18 protein-coding genes are annotated in these 22,525 nt (G+C 39.3%); 6 read left to right on the top strand and 12 right to left on the bottom strand.

The window, feature by feature from the left end:
• Positions 1 to 76: 76 nt before the first annotated feature.
• The 7 genes from ATE92_RS06385 to ATE92_RS06415 form a co-directional block, all read right to left on the bottom strand.
• Positions 77 to 2,317 carry an inorganic phosphate transporter gene (locus ATE92_RS06385; protein ID WP_100802912.1) on the bottom strand — a complete coding sequence of 747 codons (2,241 nt, stop codon included), beginning with the start codon at positions 2,315 to 2,317 and terminating at the stop codon, positions 77 to 79.
• A 128-nt stretch (positions 2,318 to 2,445) separates the two neighbouring features.
• Positions 2,446 to 3,111: a phosphate signaling complex protein PhoU gene (gene phoU, locus ATE92_RS06390; RefSeq protein WP_232729123.1), complete on the bottom strand. Its 666-nt coding sequence runs from the start codon at positions 3,109 to 3,111 to the stop codon at positions 2,446 to 2,448.
• Positions 3,112 to 3,126: 15 nt separating this feature from the next.
• Complete coding sequence (pstB, locus tag ATE92_RS06395; protein ID WP_198515638.1) at positions 3,127 to 3,918, bottom strand: phosphate ABC transporter ATP-binding protein PstB; 792 nt, start codon at positions 3,916 to 3,918, stop codon at positions 3,127 to 3,129.
• A 26-nt stretch (positions 3,919 to 3,944) separates the two neighbouring features.
• Positions 3,945 to 4,799: a phosphate ABC transporter permease PstA gene (gene pstA, locus ATE92_RS06400; protein ID WP_100802913.1), complete on the bottom strand. Its 855-nt coding sequence runs from the start codon at positions 4,797 to 4,799 to the stop codon at positions 3,945 to 3,947.
• Positions 4,792 to 5,670 carry a phosphate ABC transporter permease subunit PstC gene (gene pstC, locus ATE92_RS06405; RefSeq protein ID WP_100802914.1) on the bottom strand — a complete coding sequence of 293 codons (879 nt, stop codon included), beginning with the start codon at positions 5,668 to 5,670 and terminating at the stop codon, positions 4,792 to 4,794. The genes pstA and pstC overlap by 8 nt, the downstream gene beginning before the upstream one ends.
• 74 nt (positions 5,671 to 5,744) lie before the next feature.
• Positions 5,745 to 6,701 (bottom strand): PstS family phosphate ABC transporter substrate-binding protein, encoded by a 957-nt coding sequence (locus ATE92_RS06410; RefSeq protein ID WP_100802915.1) that lies wholly within the window; start codon positions 6,699 to 6,701, stop codon positions 5,745 to 5,747.
• A 222-nt stretch (positions 6,702 to 6,923) separates the two neighbouring features.
• Complete coding sequence (locus tag ATE92_RS06415; RefSeq protein WP_100802916.1) at positions 6,924 to 8,123, bottom strand: porin; 1,200 nt, start codon at positions 8,121 to 8,123, stop codon at positions 6,924 to 6,926.
• A 186-nt stretch (positions 8,124 to 8,309) separates the two neighbouring features.
• On the opposite strand from ATE92_RS06415, the gene ATE92_RS06420 reads away from it, so the two are divergent.
• The 3 genes from ATE92_RS06420 to ATE92_RS06430 all read left to right on the top strand — a co-directional run bounded on the left by ATE92_RS06420 (position 8,310) and on the right by ATE92_RS06430 (position 11,224).
• Positions 8,310 to 8,612: a hypothetical protein gene (locus ATE92_RS06420; protein ID WP_100802917.1), complete on the top strand. Its 303-nt coding sequence runs from the start codon at positions 8,310 to 8,312 to the stop codon at positions 8,610 to 8,612.
• Positions 8,613 to 8,689: 77 nt separating this feature from the next.
• Positions 8,690 to 10,531 (top strand): SulP family inorganic anion transporter, encoded by a 1,842-nt coding sequence (locus ATE92_RS06425; RefSeq protein ID WP_100802918.1) that lies wholly within the window; start codon positions 8,690 to 8,692, stop codon positions 10,529 to 10,531.
• A 42-nt stretch (positions 10,532 to 10,573) separates the two neighbouring features.
• On the top strand, positions 10,574 to 11,224 hold the full coding sequence (locus tag ATE92_RS06430; protein WP_100802919.1) for a carbonic anhydrase family protein: 651 nt from the start codon (positions 10,574 to 10,576) through the stop codon (positions 11,222 to 11,224).
• Positions 11,225 to 11,345: 121 nt separating this feature from the next.
• Here the strand turns inward: ATE92_RS06430 and ATE92_RS06435 are convergent, their stop codons facing one another.
• On the bottom strand, positions 11,346 to 12,545 hold the full coding sequence (locus tag ATE92_RS06435; protein ID WP_100802920.1) for a multidrug transporter: 1,200 nt from the start codon (positions 12,543 to 12,545) through the stop codon (positions 11,346 to 11,348).
• A 32-nt stretch (positions 12,546 to 12,577) separates the two neighbouring features.
• Positions 12,578 to 15,361: a TonB-dependent receptor gene (locus ATE92_RS06440; protein WP_100802921.1), complete on the bottom strand. Its 2,784-nt coding sequence runs from the start codon at positions 15,359 to 15,361 to the stop codon at positions 12,578 to 12,580.
• A gap of 171 nt (positions 15,362 to 15,532) precedes the next feature.
• On the opposite strand from ATE92_RS06440, the gene dgt reads away from it, so the two are divergent.
• Together dgt and ATE92_RS06450 are read left to right on the top strand one after the other, a co-directional pair.
• Positions 15,533 to 16,870 carry a dGTP triphosphohydrolase gene (dgt, locus tag ATE92_RS06445; RefSeq protein WP_100804376.1) on the top strand — a complete coding sequence of 446 codons (1,338 nt, stop codon included), beginning with the start codon at positions 15,533 to 15,535 and terminating at the stop codon, positions 16,868 to 16,870.
• 147 nt (positions 16,871 to 17,017) lie between these two features.
• A complete protein-coding gene (locus ATE92_RS06450) occupies positions 17,018 to 19,606 on the top strand; it encodes a T9SS-dependent M36 family metallopeptidase (RefSeq protein ID WP_100802922.1) in 2,589 nt (862 codons plus the stop codon).
• Positions 19,607 to 19,661: 55 nt separating this feature from the next.
• Here the strand turns inward: ATE92_RS06450 and dxs are convergent, their stop codons facing one another.
• Positions 19,662 to 21,434, bottom strand: coding sequence for a 1-deoxy-D-xylulose-5-phosphate synthase (gene dxs / locus ATE92_RS06455; RefSeq protein ID WP_100802923.1), 1,773 nt, complete (start codon positions 21,432 to 21,434; stop codon positions 19,662 to 19,664).
• 38 nt (positions 21,435 to 21,472) lie between these two features.
• On the opposite strand from dxs, the gene ATE92_RS06460 reads away from it, so the two are divergent.
• Positions 21,473 to 21,928 (top strand): nucleoside deaminase, encoded by a 456-nt coding sequence (locus ATE92_RS06460; RefSeq protein ID WP_100802924.1) that lies wholly within the window; start codon positions 21,473 to 21,475, stop codon positions 21,926 to 21,928.
• Positions 21,929 to 21,987: 59 nt separating this feature from the next.
• Here the strand turns inward: ATE92_RS06460 and ATE92_RS06465 are convergent, their stop codons facing one another.
• A complete protein-coding gene (locus ATE92_RS06465) occupies positions 21,988 to 22,185 on the bottom strand; it encodes a cold-shock protein (protein ID WP_045078898.1) in 198 nt (65 codons plus the stop codon).
• Between the two features lie 94 nt (positions 22,186 to 22,279).
• The gene (locus ATE92_RS06470) at positions 22,280 to 22,525 is read right to left on the bottom strand and encodes a hypothetical protein (protein ID WP_100802925.1); all 246 of its coding nucleotides are present in this window, start codon (positions 22,523 to 22,525) and stop codon (positions 22,280 to 22,282) included.

Here is a 22,525-nt window from a genome sequence, read left to right on the forward strand (position 1 = left end):
ATAAGCAATTCGGGAAATAAAAAAACCCACTAAGACATGTGACTCCTAGTGGGTAGTTTATAAAAATAAGACTTTATTATTTTTTCTTATAACTGTTGAAGTATTCCTGCATTAAGTCCATAAGGGCGTTAACCAAATCTTTACTTTCCGATAAAAGACTAAAGTACAAAGTAGTATTCTTCGGACTAGATTCTTCAGTTCTGGTGCGCTCTACTTGCTCTTCGATTTTTTCAGAAAGAATGTCGATAATCTCCTGTTTTTTATTCAAAACAAAACTAATACGATCGAAGTCTCTGGATTTGAAAATATCTTCAATTTCGGTTAAAAGTGATCCCAACATGGCATCAATTTCCTGCAGGTCCTTAATCTGGTTAAATCGAAGTTTTTTGTGATTGTTATGTATGTGTTTGTAACTTTTTTTCGAAATAAACTCCAGCGATTGTGTGATATCGGTCAAATGCGCCAAAATAGAAATATAGAAGGTACTACCTCGAACACTAGTGTCTTCTAAATTTTTGATAAAGAAGAAGATATTATCGCGTAAATCTTCCACTTCGGCATCCAATTTATTAACACCTTTCTTGCTCTTCTTGAGCTTTCCAAGATCCTCTTTTTCCAGTCCGCGCAATACATCCGAATAAATTTTCTTGGTACGTGTCACCACATTCGAAATATTATCTGCACTTTCGGCAATGATGCCTCTTACCGTTTTACTTTCGGCTTTCTTGAGACCTTTATAGCTTACCTGTTCTTTCCCTTTCTTTTTGTGTGAAAGATAATTTCGCACCAATAAAAGGATTGCTAAGAGAAGCAGTACTGCAATCATAGGTCCTTTACCAATATAAATTAAATAGGCCAGAGTTCCTGCGGCTACTAAGGCGATAAAGGCGGTAAAAAACCATCCGCCAATAACCTTTAACACTCCGGCAACCCGGTATACCGCACTTTCACTACCCCAGGCTCTATCTGCCAAAGAGGTACCCATTGCCACCATAAAGGTTACATAGGTTGTTGATAACGGAAGTTTCATAGAAGTAGCTACCGAAATTAGGATACTGGCTACCATCAAATTTACAGCTGCGCGAACCATATCGAAGGCAGGAGCATCTTTTCCTTTTTCAAGCTTTACAACCTTTTTTTCGAAGTTCTTTTCAATTCGGTTTTTGGCCGAAGTAGGAAGTACCGTGGAGAAAGCTGTTGAGGTAAATTTGGCAAAACGGACAATCCCTCTGGATAAAAAATTAGGCTGAAAACGTTCCTTAACATTGTCCTGACTGGAAAGGTCGATAGAAGTTTTAAGTACATCTTTTGCCTTTTTAGAAAACCATAGGGTTAACACCATTACGAGTCCTGCCAAGAATAATAATAGGGTGGGTGTAGGTACTTTTTGCGACATAGCCACCATACTAAACTGATCTGCCGGAACTCCCGAAACAACCCACGCTTCATACGATTGCCATGCTGCAATAGGAACCCCAATAAAGTTTACCAAATCGTTGCCCGCAAACGCCATAGCTATGGCAAAGGTTCCAATTAGAATGATGAATTTGTATACATTTACTTTGAATACAGAAGTAAATAATGCCGATAGCCCTGTCCAGAAAACAAAACTAAGCGCAACGATGATCATTGTATTATTAAAAATAAATTCGGTAATGTCTTCAGGGATAATTGCAGTTCCTTTAAGTCCCTTTATAAAAATAAAATAGGTGATTGAAGTAGCTGCTATTCCGCCAAATAATGCCGCAACCCAGGAAGGTTTCGACTCAAATTTAAAGGTCAATAATAGCCTGGAAACATATTGAACCAACGCCCCAACCGTAAAGGCTATGACCACAGAGAGCAGGATTCCCAGTATAATTTCAGTGGCCTTATCCGTGTTGATATAGGTAAGCAAATCTGAAACACCTTCGGTATCGGATTTACTAATTTTAATTAACGACATAACAATGGCTGCACCCAACAATTCAAATACAATGGAAACCGTAGTAGAAGTGGGCATTCCCAGTGTATTGAAGAAGTCTAATAGGAGGATATCGGTAATCATGACCGCCATAAAAATGATCATGATTTCGTTAAAGTAAAATTCTCCCGGGGTAAAAATTCCTTTTCGCGCTACTTCCATCATTCCGCTTGATGACAGTGCCCCAAAGGCAATACCCAAACTTGCGACAATCATGATAGTTCTAAAAGAAATTGCCTTAGAACCAATTGCAGAATTTAAAAAGTTCACGGCATCGTTGCTAACTCCAACTACCAAATCGGCGATTGCGAGCGCTGCTAATGCGACAAGCATTAGAATATAAATATTATCCATAACACAATTGTTGAAAGTAACCTTGCAAACCTACTCTAAAAAATAATTAGTAATGTTATGAAAATGTTACCAAATAAAAAAAGGAGGTTAAAAACCTCCCAAACACTTAGATTAATCAAAGCGAAAAACTATTTCTTTTTTTTGTGTTTTACCACCTCAGCATCAATATAAAAAATGATTTCTTCGGCAATATTTTTAATAAGATCACCAACGCGCTCCATCTTTCTTATTACTGAAAAAAGAATTAATGCCTGTCCGGTAATTGAGACATCCTTTTTTATTTCAGCTTCTATAATGCTAAAAGATTTTATGTTCACCTTATCAATAAATTTGTCTTTTTTGAAGACTTTTCGGGCTTCTTTTACATCTTTCTCTTCATAAGCGACTGTAATATTTTCGAACATCGATGTAATGGTTTCGAACATTTCTTCAAATTTTAAAGCTTCTAAAAGATGTGCCGAAATTTTATTATCCTGTTCAACCACAAATCGTGAAATGCCTTCTGCATGATCAGCAATTCGTTCCAAGTCGAAGTTTATTTTCCGAATTGCCATGATAAATCGCAAATCGATTGCCACCGGATTGTAAAGTGCCAGAAATTTTTCACAATCTTTTTCAATCTTCAAATCCAACGCATTTACGCGTAGTTCGGTATGAATCACCTCTTCCGCCAAATCGCTATCGTGCATTACAAAAGCTTCTTTGGATTTATGTATCTGTTTTTTGCACAACGTAAGCATTTCCAATCCATACTGATTTAACACTTCGCGTTGTTGTTCTGCGTTTACCACCATACTTTTTTTATAAAATTAACCAAAACGACCGGTAATGTAATTCTCGGTCTGGGTTTTTGCGGGATTTGTAAATATTGTCTTTGTCTTATCGAATTCTATCAATTCACCCAAATAGAAAAATGCGGTATAGTCACTAATTCTACTTGCTTGCTGCATATTGTGTGTTACAATTACAATGGTGTATTTCTTTTTTAACTGAAAGATAAGCTCTTCAATCTTTGCAGTTGATATAGGGTCCAAAGCAGAAGTAGGCTCATCCATTAAAATAATGGAAGGCTCTACTGCCAACGTTCTTGCAATACACAATCGTTGTTGTTGCCCGCCGGAAAGTGCCAAGCCCGACTTCTTAAGGTCGTCCTTTACTTCATCCCACAAATCGGCTTGACGTAAGGCTTTTTCAACTCGTTCGTTTATAAATTTTTTGTCCTTTATTCCTTGAATTCTCAGTCCGTAGGCTACATTTTCATAAATGGATTTTGGAAACGGATTGGGTTTTTGAAACACCATCCCTATTTCTTTACGCAATTCTTCAACATTTACCTTCTTTTTGTAAATACTGTTGCCATCCACCTTGATTTTCCCTTCCATTTTAAATCCGTCTACATAATCGTTCATACGATTAAACAGTCTTAAAAAAGTTGACTTTCCGCAACCCGATGGCCCTATAAAGGCTGTCACCGTATTTGCTTTAATGGTCATGTCGATGCCTTTTATAGCACAAAAATCACCATACCAAACCTTTGCATCGGTCACTTCAATTTTTGGTGTTTTTTTAAGTGACGGATCAACTATGCTGTCTAAAATCATTTTTTTATGTCTTGGTTGTTCTGCAATTATTTCCATTTTTTCTGCCATTTGTTTCTGAAATACACTGCGATGCCGTTCATAATAAAAGTAATACCCAATAAAATGATGATGGCAGCTGCGGCATTTTCTATAAATCCGTGTTGTGGTCTGGATATCCAGTTAAAAATTTGAATGGGTAGGACCGAAAATTCGTCCATTGGGTTTGAAGGAGCAAATGGCACATACGCCAAGGCACCTACTACAATTAGGGGGGCGGTTTCACCCACAGCTCTAGAAAGTGCCAGAATTACACCCGTTAAAATTCCTCCTCCCGAGGCCGGTAAAATTTGATGCCAAATGGTTTGCCACTTAGAAGCTCCCAGAGCAAAAGAGGCGTCTTTTATAGAGGACGGAACTGCTTTAATAGCTTCTCGCGTTGCGACAATGATAATAGGTAAAATTAATAAAGAGAGTGTAAGCGCTCCTGCCAAAACACTGGCGCCAAGATTCATGATTCTAACAAACACTTCAAGCCCCAGTAAACCGTAAATAATAGAAGGAACACCTGCCAGATTCGAAATATTAATTTCCAGAAGTCCGGAGAGCTTGTTTTTCTTTGCGTATTCTTCCAAATAAATTCCGGCGGCCACTCCAATTGGAAATGAAATAAGCGTGGTAAGCAGCAAAATCCAGATACTTCCCATTAAGGCCGTATAAATCCCCGATTTTTCAGCTTTTCTGGAAGGAAGGTCTGTAATAAATGCCCAATCGATTCTACTAATTCCATCAATGAGAATGTCACCAATAAACACGGTCAATATTACCAGTCCGAATAACGTACAAGCAATTCCCCAAACCATAAAGGCTTTGTCTTTCCATCTGTTTTTCTGAACGTTATTCATACTTCTCCTGGTATTTTTTCCGGATTCGATAACTGATGGTGTTCAATAAAAATGTAAATGCAAACAAGGTAATACCTGCGGCAAAAATGGTGCGATATTCCAACGAACCGTGTTGTACATCACCCAGACTCACCTGTACAATATAGGCCGTAATAGTTTCAACGGGGACGGTTGGGTCTAGTGTTAATCTGGGCTGTTGCCCTGCTGCAATAGCAACAATCATTGTTTCTCCAATGGCTCTGGAAATTGCCAGAATAATGGAAACGATAATCCCCGAAGAGGCAGCCGGTACAATAACTTTAAAGGCGGTTTGTAGTTTGGTGGCACCCATGCCAAAGGCGGCTTCCCGCAAAGAATTAGGGACTGCATGTAAGGCATCTTCGCTTATGGAAGAAATGTATGGGATGATCATAATTCCCATTACAATTCCTGCCGACAGAGAGTTAAAACCTGAAAGATTTGGAATAATTTCCTGTAAAAATGGTGTAACTACTATCAAAGCAAAGAATCCGTAAACTACGGTTGGTACTGCCGCCAACAATTCTAATAACGGTTTAACAGTTTTACGAAAGGACTTTGGTGCGTATTCACTTAAGTATATACTAATGGTCAATCCAATAGGCAGTGCTACCGCAATTGCTATCGCCGAAGTGAGTAAGGTGCCGGATAGCAGGGGTAGAATTCCAAAATGTTTTTCGGTAAATAGAGGGGTCCATTGTGTATCTGTAAAAAAGTCGATAATGGAGACTTCACTAAAAAACCGAACTGCTTCAACCGAAAGTACCGCGACAATCCCGAAGGTTACCAAAATGGTAATCAACGCACTGGAAAACAGCGATTTTTCTATAATGAGCTCTTTTACTTTTCGCATAGCAGGGATTTATACAAGTAAATCAGGTGCCTTAAGAATAAAGACACCCGATTCTTCACTAATCAAACCTTTGTTTATTTGTTACTTTCAACAAAAGTTCTGAAGTTTTCTTTCTGACTGGCGTACAATTCGGCCGGAAGCGGAATGTACCCCACATCTGTAGCTAAATCTCCTGCATTATCCAGGTAGAAGTTTACAAATTCTACTACTTCCGAAGAAGCAACCGACGTGCTATTTACATAGATAAATAATGGTCTGGACAAGGGACTATACCTTCCGTTTTTAACTGTTTCCAAACTTGGTTTAACTACTTCTGTCCCGTTGTGAACCCCAATTAGGGTAAGTTTATCCTGATTTTCGGAATAGTATGCCAAACCGAAAAATCCGAGAGAATATTTATCCCCTGCAATCCCTTGCACCAGTACGTGGTCGTCTTCGCTGGCGGTAAAGTCACCTCTACTGGATCCACTTTTACCTACTACTGCTTCGGTAAAGTAATCGTAAGTACCCGATGCAACTCCGGGACCAAATAAGTGAATCTCTTCATTCGGCCATTCGGGACGAATCTGATTCCATTTCATAATTTTTCCTTGTGCAGCCGGTTCCCAAATTTTCTTTAATTCTTCAACTGTAAAACTATCCACCCAAGTGTTTTCAGGATTAACTAAAACAGCAAGTCCGTCGTACGCTACTTCCAATTGAATGTATTTTATATTGTTTTCGGCACAGGCTGCAATTTCCTTATCTTTAATTGGGCGTGAGGCATTCGAAATATTGGTTTCGCCACGTGAGAATTTTTGGAATCCTCCGCCGGTACCTGAAACACCTACGGTTACCTTAACATCCGGCTGAACGGCTCTGAATTCTTCGGCAACTGCCTCAGTAATTGGGAATACGGTACTCGAACCATCTACTTTAATGGTTCCGGACAAAGCAGCTGCATCATTTTGCGCGCTTTCTCCATTTTCTTTTTTCTCTCCACACGCTCCAAAGATTAGAGCAATTGCGATAATGGAAACAATTTTTTTCATGTATATATCATTAGTTTTTGCAGTACAAAGAAAGTGAGTCAATGTTATGCGAATGTTAAATGAAGTTGAAGAAAATGCTATACTTTAAACAATGAGGAAGGCGTTTAGACACATATTTATAAATGCAAAAGAGAAGGTACTACCCTTCTCTTTTGTTGACTATTCCAAGAAGTCTTTCATTAAAGATTACTTCCTTATTCGTATATATAACTTGGTATATTTTTAAAAATGTACGTCAAGCTGAAGTCTGTACATGAGTCCGTCATTTTCACCCCCAATAGTTGTATAACTCACATCGGTTTGAACTTTTAATTTATGCCCTACAATGTATTTTGACAGCCCTAGCGTGTATTGATTCTCAACATCTTTACCGGTTATGTTTTGATCTAAATCGATAGTTGTATATCTCCCGGTTACTTCCCAATTGCTTGGAAACACGTAACCACTTTGAACATTAAAACCATTTCCAACCTGTACAGTATCTCCTGTTGCTGTACCATCCGAGTTTTTAGCGATTGCATCTTCGGCATCTCTATTACTGTATTCTGCCATGATGGATAGCCCTTTGTAATTGAACATCGCATCGATAAAAAGTGTAGAAATATTGGTTTCATAAAAACCTAAGTCGTTGGCCATGTAAGACCCTTGGTTACTTCGATTTTTTACAGCATTATTGTTAAAGTCGTACGTGGCTCCAAGTGCCAACTTGGGAGTACTTTCTCGTTTTAAATCTCCGCCACTATAGTCTCCTTTTCCTTCAAATTCACCCAATGGAAGTATCTCTACTCGCCCGGTGTACTGATGCCCTCCTAAATTTCCGGTTGTAACATTTCTGCCTTCTCCCTGTGAAACGGCGAACATCTCTTTAATTACAAAGCTTTCAGAAACATCAATGTGATGTCTAAGTTGTAGACCCATATCTCTGTCTATATTGAATCGACTATTTAGGAGTGAACGATCTACCAATTGTAAATTCGCCGAAGAGATAACCCGCTCCCTATTTCCGGGAAGCTTTGTTTGTCCTGCCCACAATTCGAAGTTTTCATAAAAATTCCACATCACTACTGCATCAAGAATATAATTGGGCGAATTACCTGTAAATTCTGAAGCCCCCGAAATATCTCTATTCGAAAGTCCTAATTCCATTTTGTATTTAAGTTTTGGGCTATAGGCAAAGCCTGAAAATTTTAAACGCGCTCTTCGCACCAGAAAGTTTGAAGATGCTTTTCCGTAGGTATCGTCGCTATAGTCCCAACTAGTGGTTGAAAGTAGTTGCATTCTTGCCGAAAAGTTCATCGACCATGTACTGTCTTTTCCAACAATGTTGAGAATTCCTTTCCCGAATTTGGGACCTTCTACATCTTGTGCGCCAACACTAACTGCCGAAAGGACCATTATAAGGGCCAACATTTTTATTTTCATTATTACTGAATTTAGTTTTTGTCGATGCAAAGAACAGGCTTCTATGTTAAGTTAAGGTTAACTCTTGGTAAACAAATTAAGAAATACTATTTGAAGGGGTCAAAGCCTTAATTTTAAAGGTTTTTTAACAGTGCAGTGCTTAGCAATTTCAATTTAGACGTTATATTTGTCAAAATTCAATTCTGAATGCTCAAAGGGGTTTCAATTATTTTTTTATCTCTAGCCATGTCTTTAGCGACTTTGGCTCCTTCTGCTTTGCTATTATTGAATATAGATGCAAATTCGGTAACAATTGTTGAGATTACCGAAGAAGAAAACAAAAGAGAGACCAAAAAGCAATTAGATGAGCATAAGATTATAAATCGTTTAGCTTTTGAAATAGCACCTGGCAGATTTGAAGGGCGAACAAAACTTTATTTATACTTCAAAGAAGAATTTTCAAATCCCTTTTTAAAGATTCATCTCCCGCCTCCGGAATTTATTTCATAATTCTCATTTACAGCTTTAAATTTACAATTCAGTCAATATTCACATATTGGCCGACAATTCATTTTTAATTAATTTCAATGAAAAAAATATTCGATTTTACACACTTTCGCGGAGATCTTTTTGGAGGTATTACCGCTGGAATTGTCGCACTACCACTTGCATTAGCCTTTGGTGTAAGCTCCGGATTAGGTCCAAGTGCCGGACTTTACGGAGCAATCTTTGTAAGCTTTTTTGCAGCTCTTTTTGGAGGCACAAACACACAAATATCGGGACCTACCGCGCCAATGACGGCGGTGAGTATGGTATTGATTGCAAGTATTCTAGCCGTTAATGACGGGGATTTAAATAAGGCATTACCTATCATATTAACCGTGTTTTTGCTTGCCGGTATTTTCCAAATTGGTATTGGATTTCTGGGTTTCGGGAAGTATATAAAATACATTCCGTATCCCGTAGTTTCAGGCTTTATGACGGCCATCGGTATTATCATTCTTATAACACAAATACTTCCTGCCTTAGGGTATTATCCCAAGGAAGATCTTGAATATGTCAATGAATTCAAGCCACAGGCGGAAGAGGTGCTACTCAATTCAATCTTGAGTGAAGAGGCAGGAGAGGGAATTTTAGTGCTTGAAGATTTCAAGGAGACTATACAAAGGGCCGAAAGTATTAGTGAAGCCGAAATTTTAAAGGAATCCCAAACATTGGCAGCCTCCGAATCATCAGGGGTTATTGGGGCAATCAAAACCATGCCAAAAGCACTGCAAAATATTAACTGGCTTGAACTCCTTTTAGCATTAGGAACCATTCTCCTTATTTATGGGTTTAAATTTATAACAAAAGCTGTTCCAAGTACTTTGGTTGCATTGGTGGTGATGTCCGGGATAGCATTCGGATTTAATTTAGACTACAAGCCCATTGAAGAAATCCCGAGCGGATTGCCAATTCCAAATTTTGAAATTATAACCGGCTTTAGTTTGGCGGAAATTACACCCTATATATTCACGGCGCTAACGCTGGCATTGTTGGGAGCAATCGATTCGTTACTAACCTCTGTTGTAGCCGATAATATGACAAAAACCAAACACAAGCCAAATAAGGAGCTGATAGGACAGGGTATTGGAAACAGTATTGGTGCAATGTTCGGAGGTATTCCCGGAGCCGGAGCGACTATTAGAACAGTCGTGAATATAAAGTCGGGAGGAAAGACCCGCTTATCAGGAATGTTCGCCGGCGTTTTATTACTGGTAATTTTATTATCCTTAGGACCGGTAGCTTCTAAAATTCCGGCTGCGGTTTTGGCAGGAATTCTTATTACGGTTGGGATAGGAGTAATGGATTACAAAGGCTTAAAGGCTATGCCTTATATGCCCAAACCGGAGGTTGTTATAATGTTGGTGGTTTTAGTTTTATCCTCTGTTTGGAATTTAGTCTATGCGGTTGGAGTAGGACTGGTAATTGCTTCTTTAATGTTTATGAAAAAAATGGGAGACCTTACAGCCGAACGTTCCGATGTAAAATCATTGCTGAAGGAAAAGGCCTGGGAGGATGAACATGCTTTTCCGCAGGCTTTAAAAGAAGAGGTTTTCATCAAACATATAAAAGGACCATTGTTTTTTGGCTCCACCAGCGATTTTCAGCAACTGGCAACCCAAATTCCCGAAACAGCATCGGCCGTTATTATCCGAATGGGTAGAATGCAGTATATAGACCAATCTGGCCTGTATGCGATGGAAGATGTACTGATTGATTTGTCCAGACGAAATATAAAGGTGTTGATGGTAAATGTATTAGAACAACCAAAATACATGTTGGAACGCATTGACATTATCCCGGACTTAGTGCCTCATGAACGATTATTTAAAAACTTCAGGGAATGTTTGAATTGGATTAATGAAAACGTAAAGAATAAATATTAATAAAATGATATGCTCCGATAGGAGTGATAAAAAAACAAAAATATGATAGTACATACAAGAGAAACACAGGCAACGATGACCCCACAAAAGGCGTTGCAATTTTTGAAAGAAGGGAATGCCCGATTTCAAAACAACCTAAGTGCAAATAGAAATTTATTACAGCAGGTTAATGAAACCGAAGACGGACAATTTCCCTTTGCCACAATATTGAGTTGTATAGACAGCCGGGTATCGGCAGAGCTGGTTTTCAATCAAGGGTTAGGAGATATTTTCAGTATTCGAATTGCCGGAAATTTTGTCAATGAAGACATACTGGGAAGCATGGAGTTTGCATGTAAATTGGCCGGAACAAAACTAATCGTCGTATTGGGACACACAAGCTGTGGAGCCGTAAAAGGAGCTTGTGATAAAGCGCGCTTGGGAAATCTTACAACCTTACTGAGTAAAATAGAGCCGGCGGTAGATGCCGTTCATGAGCCTAAAGACGAAAGTCTCAGAAACTCAAAAAATTCAGATTTTGTAGATGCAGTGGCTACCAAAAATGTTGCTTTTGCTTTAGAGCAAATTAGGAAGCAGAGCCCTATTTTGAATGAAATGGAAAAAAATAATGAGATTATGATTGTTGGTGCCATGTACGATATTGGCAATGGAAGTGTCGTTTTTGAAGATGAACTACCCGGCTTCAATGACTAAAAATTATAATTAATTATTTACTAATACATAAAGAGGCTGCCCAATTGGGCAGCCTCACCTTTTAAATCCAGTTGACAAAAACTAAACGATTTATAAAGTATGTGCTGGCAATTCAATAAAATTAGTTGCGTGTCCAACCGTTTTTCCAGCTGGCATAGTCGGTTCCGGTGCCGTTCCCTTCACCAGAAATGAACTGCTCTATCGAAAAATTATATCCGGTATCGTTTTTTAGGGGAACAATGACATCAACAAATGAGACATCACTCACAGTAAGATCTCCATCCAATACTCCTTGGCCTGTTGGACTGTCACCTGTATCTCCGTCCAAATCGAATCCTTCTTCAAATCCAACGATAAGAATGTTGTTAAACAATCCTTGTGTTCCTGCTCTAAGGCGAATTGCTTCATTTTCGGTGGCAGAGCCTCTTCCTATTATTACAACGTTGTTAACGGTTGGTTTCGAAAAGAATAAGGGAGAAGAATTGTTCCCTATGTCTGTATTAAATCCATCTGCTTCAATTCCTTTGTCATGCTGAATGCCGTGTTCTATGTAAACATTACTCAATGTTCCCGAGAAACCTTCGGTCCAATCCACTGAATCATCCTGCGCACCAATTACAGAAATAAAACTAGCGTTTACTGTTCCCCCAAAGAATTCAATTCCGTCGTCCTTACCTTCAAATGCCTGAATGTATTCAACTACAGTTCCGTTTCCAACTCCGTAGAATGAGAATCCGTTATTTTCAGAAGAAGCATCCGCACTTCCGCCGGAAAATTCAACACGTACATAGCGAAGAATCCCCGAGTTGTCATCTGTATGGCTACCACCATAAGGTAATCCGCCAATTTCAGAGGTTGAAGTAGCTTCTCCTCCAGCTACAGAGTTAATTGGAGCTCTTCCTAATAAAATAAGACCACCCCAGTCGCCTGCATTTGGCGTAGCAACATTCGATGTAAAAACAATTGGATTGCTGGAGGTTCCTTCAGCAATAATAGTTGCCCCTTGAGCGATTGCCACATACACATCGGCTCCTGCGTTTGCTTTTATTACAGTTCCCGGAGGAATGGTAAGTATGGTGCCTTCGGTCATAATCAAGGCTTCGGTCAACACGTATTCGGTATCGGTTTCCAATGTGAAATCGGTTGTTTTTGTACCTCCAATTTCCACAATATTGGATCCGGTGTCATTTCCACCCGAATTGTTATTGGTTGTATTGCTACTGTTATCATTTATAACAATATCTGCTGTGTCATCTGCTTGACAAGAAGCGAATAACATCGCTATAATTGTAAGGCTAAAAAATAGGTAATTAGTTTTCATTTGTTTTCGTATTAATTAATTTTCGATTCGTTTTAAAAAGTATATTTCAATTGTACCGCGAGGTCTATTCCTCTTTTATATTGAGAGAGTATTACATCCCCTTGAGAAGTATTTTCGCGTATTCTTTCGATGCTTGGGTCTAATAAGTTTTTTGCACTGGCATTAATTTCCAGAGAATCACTTAGGCTGTTCTTCCATACAAAATCCAGGGAAGACACTTGTTTTTCAATAATATTTCCCAACTGTCCCGATCCAATGGCGTCTATTCGGTCCGAGAAATAGGAGTATACCAGATTCACCATCGGTTTGTATGTTCCAAGAATCGGCCTGTAGCTAATGTCTGCGTTGAGTAATAAGGGAGAGGCTCCTTGTAATTCTTCTTCCTCTTTGTTGAAAGTGGTCGAAAATAATCCGTTGGAATCTTTTAAATCCTGACGCGTAAACATATAGGTTGCGTTGAAGCCCACGGATAATTCAGGCGCACTGTCTTGTCCAACCAGAATGGCTTTACGCAATTCTATTTCCCCGCCAACTACTTCGGCTTTCTCACCTGTTCTGAAATAACGCTGCGTTCCGGTTGCATCGTTGGCAATTACCTTGTTGATGGGGTCGTTAATTTGCTTTGCAAATCCGGCCAGCGATAGTATCTCTCCCTTTCCGAAGAACCATTCGTATTTAAGATCGAGATTGTATATTTCCGAAAAAGAAGGGTCGTTTAGTAAATCCGGATTTCCACCTACACGTTGTGTAACATCTTCGTAAACAAATGGCGCTACTTCTTTAAATTCGGGAAAGGAGACGGTTTTACTCGCAGCAAACCTTAAATTCTGGGAATCGGTAAGACGATAGGTAACACTGAAACTCGGCAAGTAGAAATTTTTATTGGTCGCTCTAAATCCGGCATCGGAAGATGGCAGATTTATTACATCGTACACGATTTCCTGATCGAAGGATTCAATTCTGAAACCCGGAACTAACAACCATTTTTCTCCTGCTGAAATTTCAGCATTTATGTAACCTGCATGAATATCCAGGTTTCCGGTATATGTATTTTCATAACGCCCGGGATAGTTGGTGTTGTCGATGCCGCCTTCAGGGTAAATTGCGTTAAACACCTCGGTATTGTAAACTACACCCAGATTTTCAACTTTAAATATCTCGTTGAGGTTATTAATGTCTACCACAGGAGTATTCGGCTGAATAAAATCATACCCATAGCGTATATTATTAAATTGGCGTTCTTTGGTTCTTCCATTGTAGCCGAAATTGAATTTCAGGCTTGAAGAGGCGTCATAAGCGACATTGAATCGACTGTTAAGTTCCTCGTCTTTTATATTCTGAAAGTACCGCTGATTGTCATACGGAATATTGTTGTAGAAAGAAGGAAGCGTTGCCGGATCATTGTCTAAGGCAAGGTCGTATCGTTCAACGCTGAAGCGTTTTCTGTCCGGTTGCCGTGAAAAGACCGAATTGTGACCTATACCCCAATCTATTTCAAATTGGTCGTCTATTTTGTGTAAACCGGTCAACTGATTTACAAAAATCATATCCTGCGTAAACTGTGCATTCATCTGGTAAAAACCTTTGTCGGTATCCAGAATGGCATCTCTGTTAGAACCTTTACCATCAATACCGTAATATCCTACTTCGTTGGAAGCATTGTTAATGAACAAAGAATTAATTCGTAATGTATGATTGTTGTTTATGGAATATTTTAGGTTTGTCATGGCGTTTGTTGTAGTAGAATACTCGTATTCTTCGGCTGAAGGAAATCGCTTTTTCTCTACTGTTGTAAAATCTACCGCCTGTCCGTTGCGATATTCAAAATCATTTTCGAAGGAAGCCGTAAAAAACAAACTTAATCTTGAAGTGTCTTTTAGTTTTAAAGATGCATTTCCTGAAATAGTTCCTTCGAAAGCCAAGGGTTCTCCTGTACTTACCGGATCTACTCCGTGTGATAGAATTACAGCAAAAGGGTTGTTGTTATACCGATTGTAAAATCCGAAGTAGCCAATCCCTTCTCCTTTCACAAACTCTTTTTCTCCGGCACGGGAGTTGGTCCCGGAACCTATACTGACATCTAAAAATGATTTTGACGTAGCATCCTTAGCCAGGATATTTACATTTCCGGCGGCAAAATCCCCATAGAATTCGGTTGCGTAAGCCTTACTCACAGAAACATTTTGAATAATATCTGAAGAAAACAGTTGTAGATCTATGTTCTTCTTTTCTATGTTATTTGACGGAAGCGTGAGACCGTTATAGGTTGTGTTGAGGTATCGGTCTCCCAAACCACGCACATATACATTTGTGCCGCCTTCCTGTCGTGAAATTCCCGAAATCTTAGTTATAGCCCCGGCAGCATCACTTACACCTTTTTGTGATAATTCTTCGGCGCCTATACTTTGCTTTATAATGGCTGCATTTTTTTGCTCTAAAAGAAGGGCTATCACACTTTCTCTTTTGGAGGTCGTTTTTATAACCACCTCATCCAATGCAGCTGCGCTGGCACCAAGCGGCACATGCACTTCGGTTACTTTTCCGCTTTCAACTTTTACATTGTTAATTTCTACGGTTTCATATCCTACGAAACTACAGGTTACAGTATAAACGCCTGCTGCAAGATTTTCGATGGCATACAGTCCGTTATCATCGGATGTTGTGCCTATAGTGGTTCCTTTAATAAGGACGTTCGCAAAAGGAAGGGGATTGTTATTGTAGTCTTTATCGGTAAGTTTACCTACAATTGAGCCGGTTTCTTGTGCCGAAAGGAGCGTGGTAAACGCTATGAGTAATAAGGTAATATTCTGTTTCATTTTTAACTTTAATTTCTTGCACAAAGAAAGGAGGCAACTGTAAAGTTTCTGTTACTCTCGGTTTAAGGGTTTGTCAAATTCAGGTTAACTAAATGTTATTCTCTTAACCTTAAGTTTTCTATTGATTAACTTTTTGAAAATAGTATCTTGCATTTTAAATTACATACTATGATGCAGTGGGAACAGCTCCTCTCGCTACGCCGTCAAGGCGATACCAATAAGCGATTACGAATTGAACAAGATGAAACACGTTTGGGTTTTGAAGTAGACTACGACCGTGTAATTTTTTCTTCGGCGTTTAGAAGTTTGCAAGACAAGACACAGGTAATTCCCTTGTCTAAAACCTCGTTTGTGCATACACGTTTAACCCATAGTTTGGAAGTTTCGGTGGTGGGTCGTTCTTTGGGGCGTATTGTTGGGAAATCCATTATAGAGAAGCATCCGCAATTACAAAAAGTACACGGACATCATTTCAATGATTTTGGCGCAATTGTGGCAGCAGCGTGTTTGGCACATGATATTGGAAATCCTCCTTTTGGCCATAGTGGAGAGAAGGCAATTGGGGATTATTTTTTAAATGGAGACGGAAAACGGTTTAAAGAACAGTTGACTGCGAAGGAATATCAGGATCTGGTGGATTTTGAAGGAAATGCCAACGGTTTTAAGATTTTAACTGAATCTAAAAACGGAGTAGACGGTGGCCTGCGACTTTCCTATGCTACGCTGGGTGCGTTTATGAAGTATCCCAAAGAGTCTTTGCCCAAAAAACCCACCAATCACATAGCCGATAAAAAATATGGCGTGTTTCAATCTGAAACGGCATTTTTTAAGGAAGTAGCCATCGAATTAGGCTTACTATCACTAGGGAATAAAAAAGAGCTTCGGTATCACAGACACCCTTTAGCCTTTCTTGTAGAAGCCGCCGACGATATTTGCTATACCATAATCGATTTTGAAGATGGTATAAATCTGGGATTAATAGATGAAGAGTTTGCACTGGAGTATTTAATTAAATTGGTGAAAGACAACATCAACACGACGAAGTATAATAGTTTGAAAGTAGCTTCAGACAGGTTGGCTTATTTAAGGTCTCTTGCAATAAACACCTTAATTTCGGAAGCAGCCGCAATTTTTCTTCAATATGAAAGTGAAATATTAGAAGGCACTTTTAAGGAATCCTTGTTGGATAAAAGCAAGTACAAGGCTCAAATTAAGGATATCATAAAAATAAGTATTGAAAAAGTATACAACAGTGATGAGGTTGTGGAAAAGGAAATTGCCGGATATACAATTTTATCTACCCTCTTAGCGGCGTATACTTCGGCCTTCGAAAACGAGCATCACAACCGGGCAACCCACTACGACACCTTAATTGTAAAAAATTTCAAAAGCACTTTCGGTAAGGATATTTCAGTCTATGGCTATATTATGGAATGTTGTAGTTTTATTTCGGGACTTACCGATGGGAATGCATTGCAGATATTTAATAAGATTAAGGGTAATCTTTAGAAAGCCACTTTCTGACCAAAAAATTGATTTTAAATTAGATAATTATTATTTTTTAAGGTAATTTTAACGTTCGAACTAAAATTGCTTACCGGCTTTCAAGCCATATTTCCTAGGCCTTTTTAAATTATTAATCTACAATAAAAAATTATGAAAAAAATTCTTTACTTGTTTGCGTTTTTGGCGGTTTCGATTGCCGGGGCGCAAGATTTCACGGGAGTGATTAGCTCCTACTTAAACAGTAATCGCGCTCAGCTAGGATTACAACCGCAAGATTTTGAGGACATTACAATTAATTCTCAAAGTTTTTCGAAGAGCATGCAGGCACATACTGTATACGTATCGCAAAACTACCAAGGAATCGAAATTTTCAATTCGGTTGCAAGTTTCGCGGTTAAAAATAATCAGGTAGTATATGCCAGTCGAGGCTTCATTCCAAGTATTTCAACAAAGGTAAATACTATAAATCCGGGTATTTCGGCGTTAGATGCCATAAGCAAAGCGACGACGGCATTGGGTCTATCCAGTCCTTCTAATCTTGAATTATTGGAATCCTCGAATAACAGTTATGTATTCTCTAATGGAACAATCTCCCTGGAAAACATTCCTGTAAAATTGGTATATCATTATACAGAAACCGACCAATTAATTTTGGCATGGGATTTAAGTATTTATTTATTGAACGCTACACATTATTATAGTGTTCGAATTGATGCTTTAACCGGAGCCTTATTGGACACCAACGATTGGGTGTCGAGCTGTGATTTTGGTGACGTAGTGCATTCTCATGAAACTTCTTCCAAAAGTATTTTATTTGGAGAAGAAGCAGCAGGAGAAGTAGCTACGGCCGGAGGAGCTCAGTATCGCGTTTTTGCGATGCCATTAAGAAATCCGGATAATGGCCCGGACACTTTAGAAAATAGTCCTGATGATGCTATAGCTTCTCCTTTTGGATGGCACGATACCGATGGTGCAGCCGGGGCCGAGTTCACCATAACAAGAGGGAATAATGTTTGGGCGCAAGAAGACCAGAACAATAATAATGGCACTGGATATTCTCCCGACGGAGGAGTTCCTTTGGTATTCGATTTTCCGTTTGGTTTGCCGCAACCTCCACAGGCATTTCTTGATGGTTCTATTACCAATTTATTTTATTGGAATAACATCATTCACGATGTAATGTATCAGTATGGTTTCGATGAGCTGAGTGGAAATTTTCAAGAGAATAATTATGGTAACGGTGGTCTTGGAAGTGACTCCGTAAATGCCGACGCTCAGGACGGCGGTGGGACAAACAACGCAAACTTTGCGACTCCACCAGACGGACAGAACCCAAGAATGCAGATGTATATTTGGACAGGATCGACAGGGGCGGTGCCAGGTTTGTTAACAATTAATAACGGGCCTTTGGCGGGTAGTTACGAAGGACATCCAGCAGGATTTGGAGGGCCATTTTTACCCGCTCCATTAACAGAAGATTTAGTGGTTATAGAAGATGACGATGCAGGAGTTTCTACCGATCCAAACGACGGATGTGATAATATTACCAACGGAGGAGCCTTAAACGGAAAAATTGTTGTTATACGCCGAGGCGAATGTGAATTTGGATTTAAATCACTTGCTGCGCAAAATGCAGGCGCCGTAGCCGTTATTATTGTTAATAATGTGGCAGGTGCTACTATCCTTATGGGAGGTGGTGCCGTTGGTGCTTCCGTTACAATTCCTGTTTTCATGATAAACAATATTGATGGGGAGGCTATTATTGCCGAATTATTAGCTCTAAATACGGTCAACGGAACTATTAATGGAGCACTTGTTCCACCAAATATTGACGGAGATCTTGATAACGAAATAGTTGTGCACGAATATGGCCATGGTATTTCTAACAGACTTACAGGTGGTCCGGGAGCTGCAGGCTGTTTGCAAAATGCAGAACAGATGGGTGAAGGATGGAGTGACTATATAGGATTAGTTATGACCATGCAACCCGGAGATCAGGAGGGAGATATTCGCGGAATGGCTTCTTACGCTTCCGGAAATCCGAACGGAATTAGAGAAGCTCCTTACAGTACTGATTTCGGAGTTAATGATTATACGTACGCCGATGTTAACGGAAACGTTTCGGTGCCGCATGGTGTCGGATTTGTATGGGCAACCATGCTTTGGGAAATGACTTGGGATTTAATCGATGTATATGGATGGGATTCTGATATCTACAATGGAACCGGAGGAAACAATATTGCATTGCAATTAGTAACAGACGGGATGAAACTACAGCCTTGTAGCCCGGGGTTTGTCGATGGAAGAGATGCGATTCTTCAAGCAGATATAATCAATAACGCAGGTGCAAACCAGTGTTTAATTTGGGATGCTTTTGCAAGAAGAGGTCTTGGTCTTAGTGCAAGTCAAGGTTCATCCAATAGTACATCAGATGGAGTAGAAGCGTATGATGTTCCTACATCTCCGGGTTGTCTATTAGGAGTTACTGACAATTCGCTGGACAATAACTTTGTTATCTATCCAAACCCTTCTAATGGTAACCTTAATATAAAGTCTGTCATAGATGCAGGTGATGTAACAATTTCTATCTTCGATCTGAACGGTAGAAAAGTATATTCACAGAACACAGCCTTAAACGGGACTGTATCAATCAATGTTACAAACCTTAGTACAGGAATGTACATTGTACAAATTGATGGTGTGAATTATGTTCACAATGCCAAAATTGTTATTGAATAATACAGTAGCAATTTTAATTTTAATAGAAAAGGAGGCTTACTAAAGCCTCCTTTTTTTATATAAGATTTTGAAGAAGTTGGGCTATTTTTTCGGAAGAAATTCCTGCTAACTCTTGTAATTCATTTACCGTTCCATGCTCCGGAAATACATCGGGAAGTCCCAGAATTTCAATCCGATTTGTGTATTTATGCCTCACCGAAAATTCGGCAATACTACTTCCAAATCCGCCCGAAGCAACTCCGTCTTCAACAGTAACTATGATTGTGTATTTTTTAAAAATTGTATGCAATAGACGTTCATCAAGCGGCTTTACGAAACGCATATCGTAACAAGACACTTTTTCCTCTTTTGAAAGTAATGCAATCGCTTCCAATGTATTTGTAGCCATCGTACCTAGAGTTAACACAGCAATAGATTTGCCTTCTTTAAGAAGTGTTCCTTCTCCAATTTTAATTTCTGAAAAAGGTTGTTTCCAGTCAATAATATTTCCTCTCCCTCGAGGATAACGAATTGCAATGGGTAAAGGGAGTCCTAGTTGAGCGGTATATAATATATTTCTTAGTTCTATTTCATTTCGAGGGGCAAAGATGATGAGATTCGGGATGCACCGTAAATAAGCAATGTCAAAAATACCGTGATGTGTTGCTCCATCTTCACCCACAAGACCCGCTCGATCTAAGCAAAAGATAACCGGAAGCTTTTGAAGGCATACATCGTGTATAACCTGATCGTAAGCCCGTTGTAAAAAGGTTGAGTAAATGTTACAGAATACATAAAGCCCTTGTGTGGCTAGTCCTGCTGCAAAGGTAACTGCGTGTTGTTCGGCGATACCAACGTCAAAGGCTCGGTTGGGGAAGGCATCCATAAAATATTTTAAGGAACTCCCAGTAGGCATGGCGGGAGTAATCCCAACAATTTTTTCATTTTTTAAAGCCAGCTCAACAATGGTTTTTCCAAACACATCCTGAAATTTGGGAGGAAATATTCCATTGCTTTTTGGTAACAACTCACCTGTCTCTGCATCAAATTTTCCCGGAGCGTGATAGGTTACCTGATTCTCTTCGGCTTGTCGTAATCCTTTCCCCTTCTTAGTAATTACATGCAGTAGTTTTGGACCATTAAGTTGTTTTAAACGATTTAATTCTGAAATTAATTCCTCTAAATTATGACCATCGACCGGCCCCGAATAATTAAAATTCAAGGCTTCAAAGATATTGTCGGTGTCGGGCGCTCCGTCTAAGTTTACTTTTGTAAAATATGCTTTGAGAGCACCAACGCTTGGGTCAATACCAATGGCATTGTCATTTAAAATCACCAAAATATTAGTGTTGGTTACTCCGGCATGATTTAGGGCTTCAAAGGCCATTCCGCTCGCAATGGATGCGTCACCAACCACAGCAATGTGTTGTCTGGCATCAATGCCCGATAATTGGGCGGCAATTGCCATTCCCAGCGTCGCCGAAATTGCTGTACTGCTATGGCCGGTACCAAAAGCATCGTACTTACTTTCGGTTATTTTTGGAAAACCACTGATGCCATCCAGTCTTCGATTGGTGTGAAAAAGATCCTTTCTGCCGGTTAGAATTTTATGTCCGTAGGCTTGATGACCCACATCCCAAACAACAATATCTTCGGGAGTATTAAATACATAATGCAAGGCAAGGGTTAACTCTACCACCCCCAAACTAGCCCCCAGATGTCCTTCTTTTACTGCAACAATATTGATGATAAAATCACGCAACTCTTTGGCCAATAAAGGAAGTTCCCTAGCCTCTAACTGGCGAAGGTCTTCAGGAAATTCTATGTTGTCTAATATCTTTTTTGACACGCTGCAAAGATACATTTTGCTTTTGTATATTTGAGTTTATGAGTTTATTGAATCCATTCGACGATACTTATTTTATGAAACGTGCCTTGCAGGAGGCCGAGGCGGCCTATGAAAAAGGAGAGGTGCCAATAGGCGCCGTTATTGTTGTTAACAATCAAATTATAGCCAGGGCACACAACCTTACCGAAACATTAAACGATGTGACTGCCCACGCCGAAATGCAAGCCATTACTGCAGCGGCAAATTATTTAGGGGGAAAATATCTAATTGATTGTACTTTGTATGTTACTTTAGAGCCTTGCCAAATGTGCGCCGGCGCTTTGTTTTGGAGTCAGATTTCAAACATTATTTATGGAGCCAGAGATGATCAGCGGGGATGCATTGCGATGAAAACACAACTACATCCCAAAACCAAAATGACGGGAGGTATAATGGAGGAAGAAGCATCGCAGTTAATTAAACAATTTTTTATCGAGAAGCGAAATTTGAATTAACTAAAAACCCGCTGCGAATTGCAGCGGGTTTTTTGTGGTCAGTAGTTAAGATATATATCTTAGTCGTGGATCACACGCACCTGAGCGGCAACCATTCCTTTTCGTCCTTCCTCTTCAACATATTCTACCTTGTCACCTTCGTTAAGGGCTTCGCCATTAAGACCGGTTACGTGTACAAAGATGTCTTTTCCGGTTTCGTCATTTGTAATAAATCCGAAACCTTTCGATTCGTTAAAAAACTTTACTGTTCCTTCCATTGTAATTAAAAATAAATTAATAAAGAACAAATGTACTTAATTTCTGTCCTCAAAAAACGGGCAGGGTTCACTTTTTTTTGAAAAGCAGGTTGACTTATAGCTTCTTGTCTCTGCTATAGTCCTTCATTTTTTCAATATTTTCGCGAGTGAGCATATAATCTTTTACACTTCGATTTTTCCAACGATGGTAGATAAATACAGGCATGGTAATAAAAAATGTTACCGCTATGGAAATGCCAATTAAGAACTCACCCGTTTTTGGATCTTCAGTTCTAATATAGAATCCAATACAGCTTCCTATTATGGCGGCAATTAGTAATAAAGTAAGAAAGTATTTCAT

It is taken from the genome of Ulvibacter sp. MAR_2010_11 (genome assembly GCF_002813135.1).
GTDB lineage: Bacteria > Bacteroidota > Bacteroidia > Flavobacteriales > Flavobacteriaceae > Altibacter.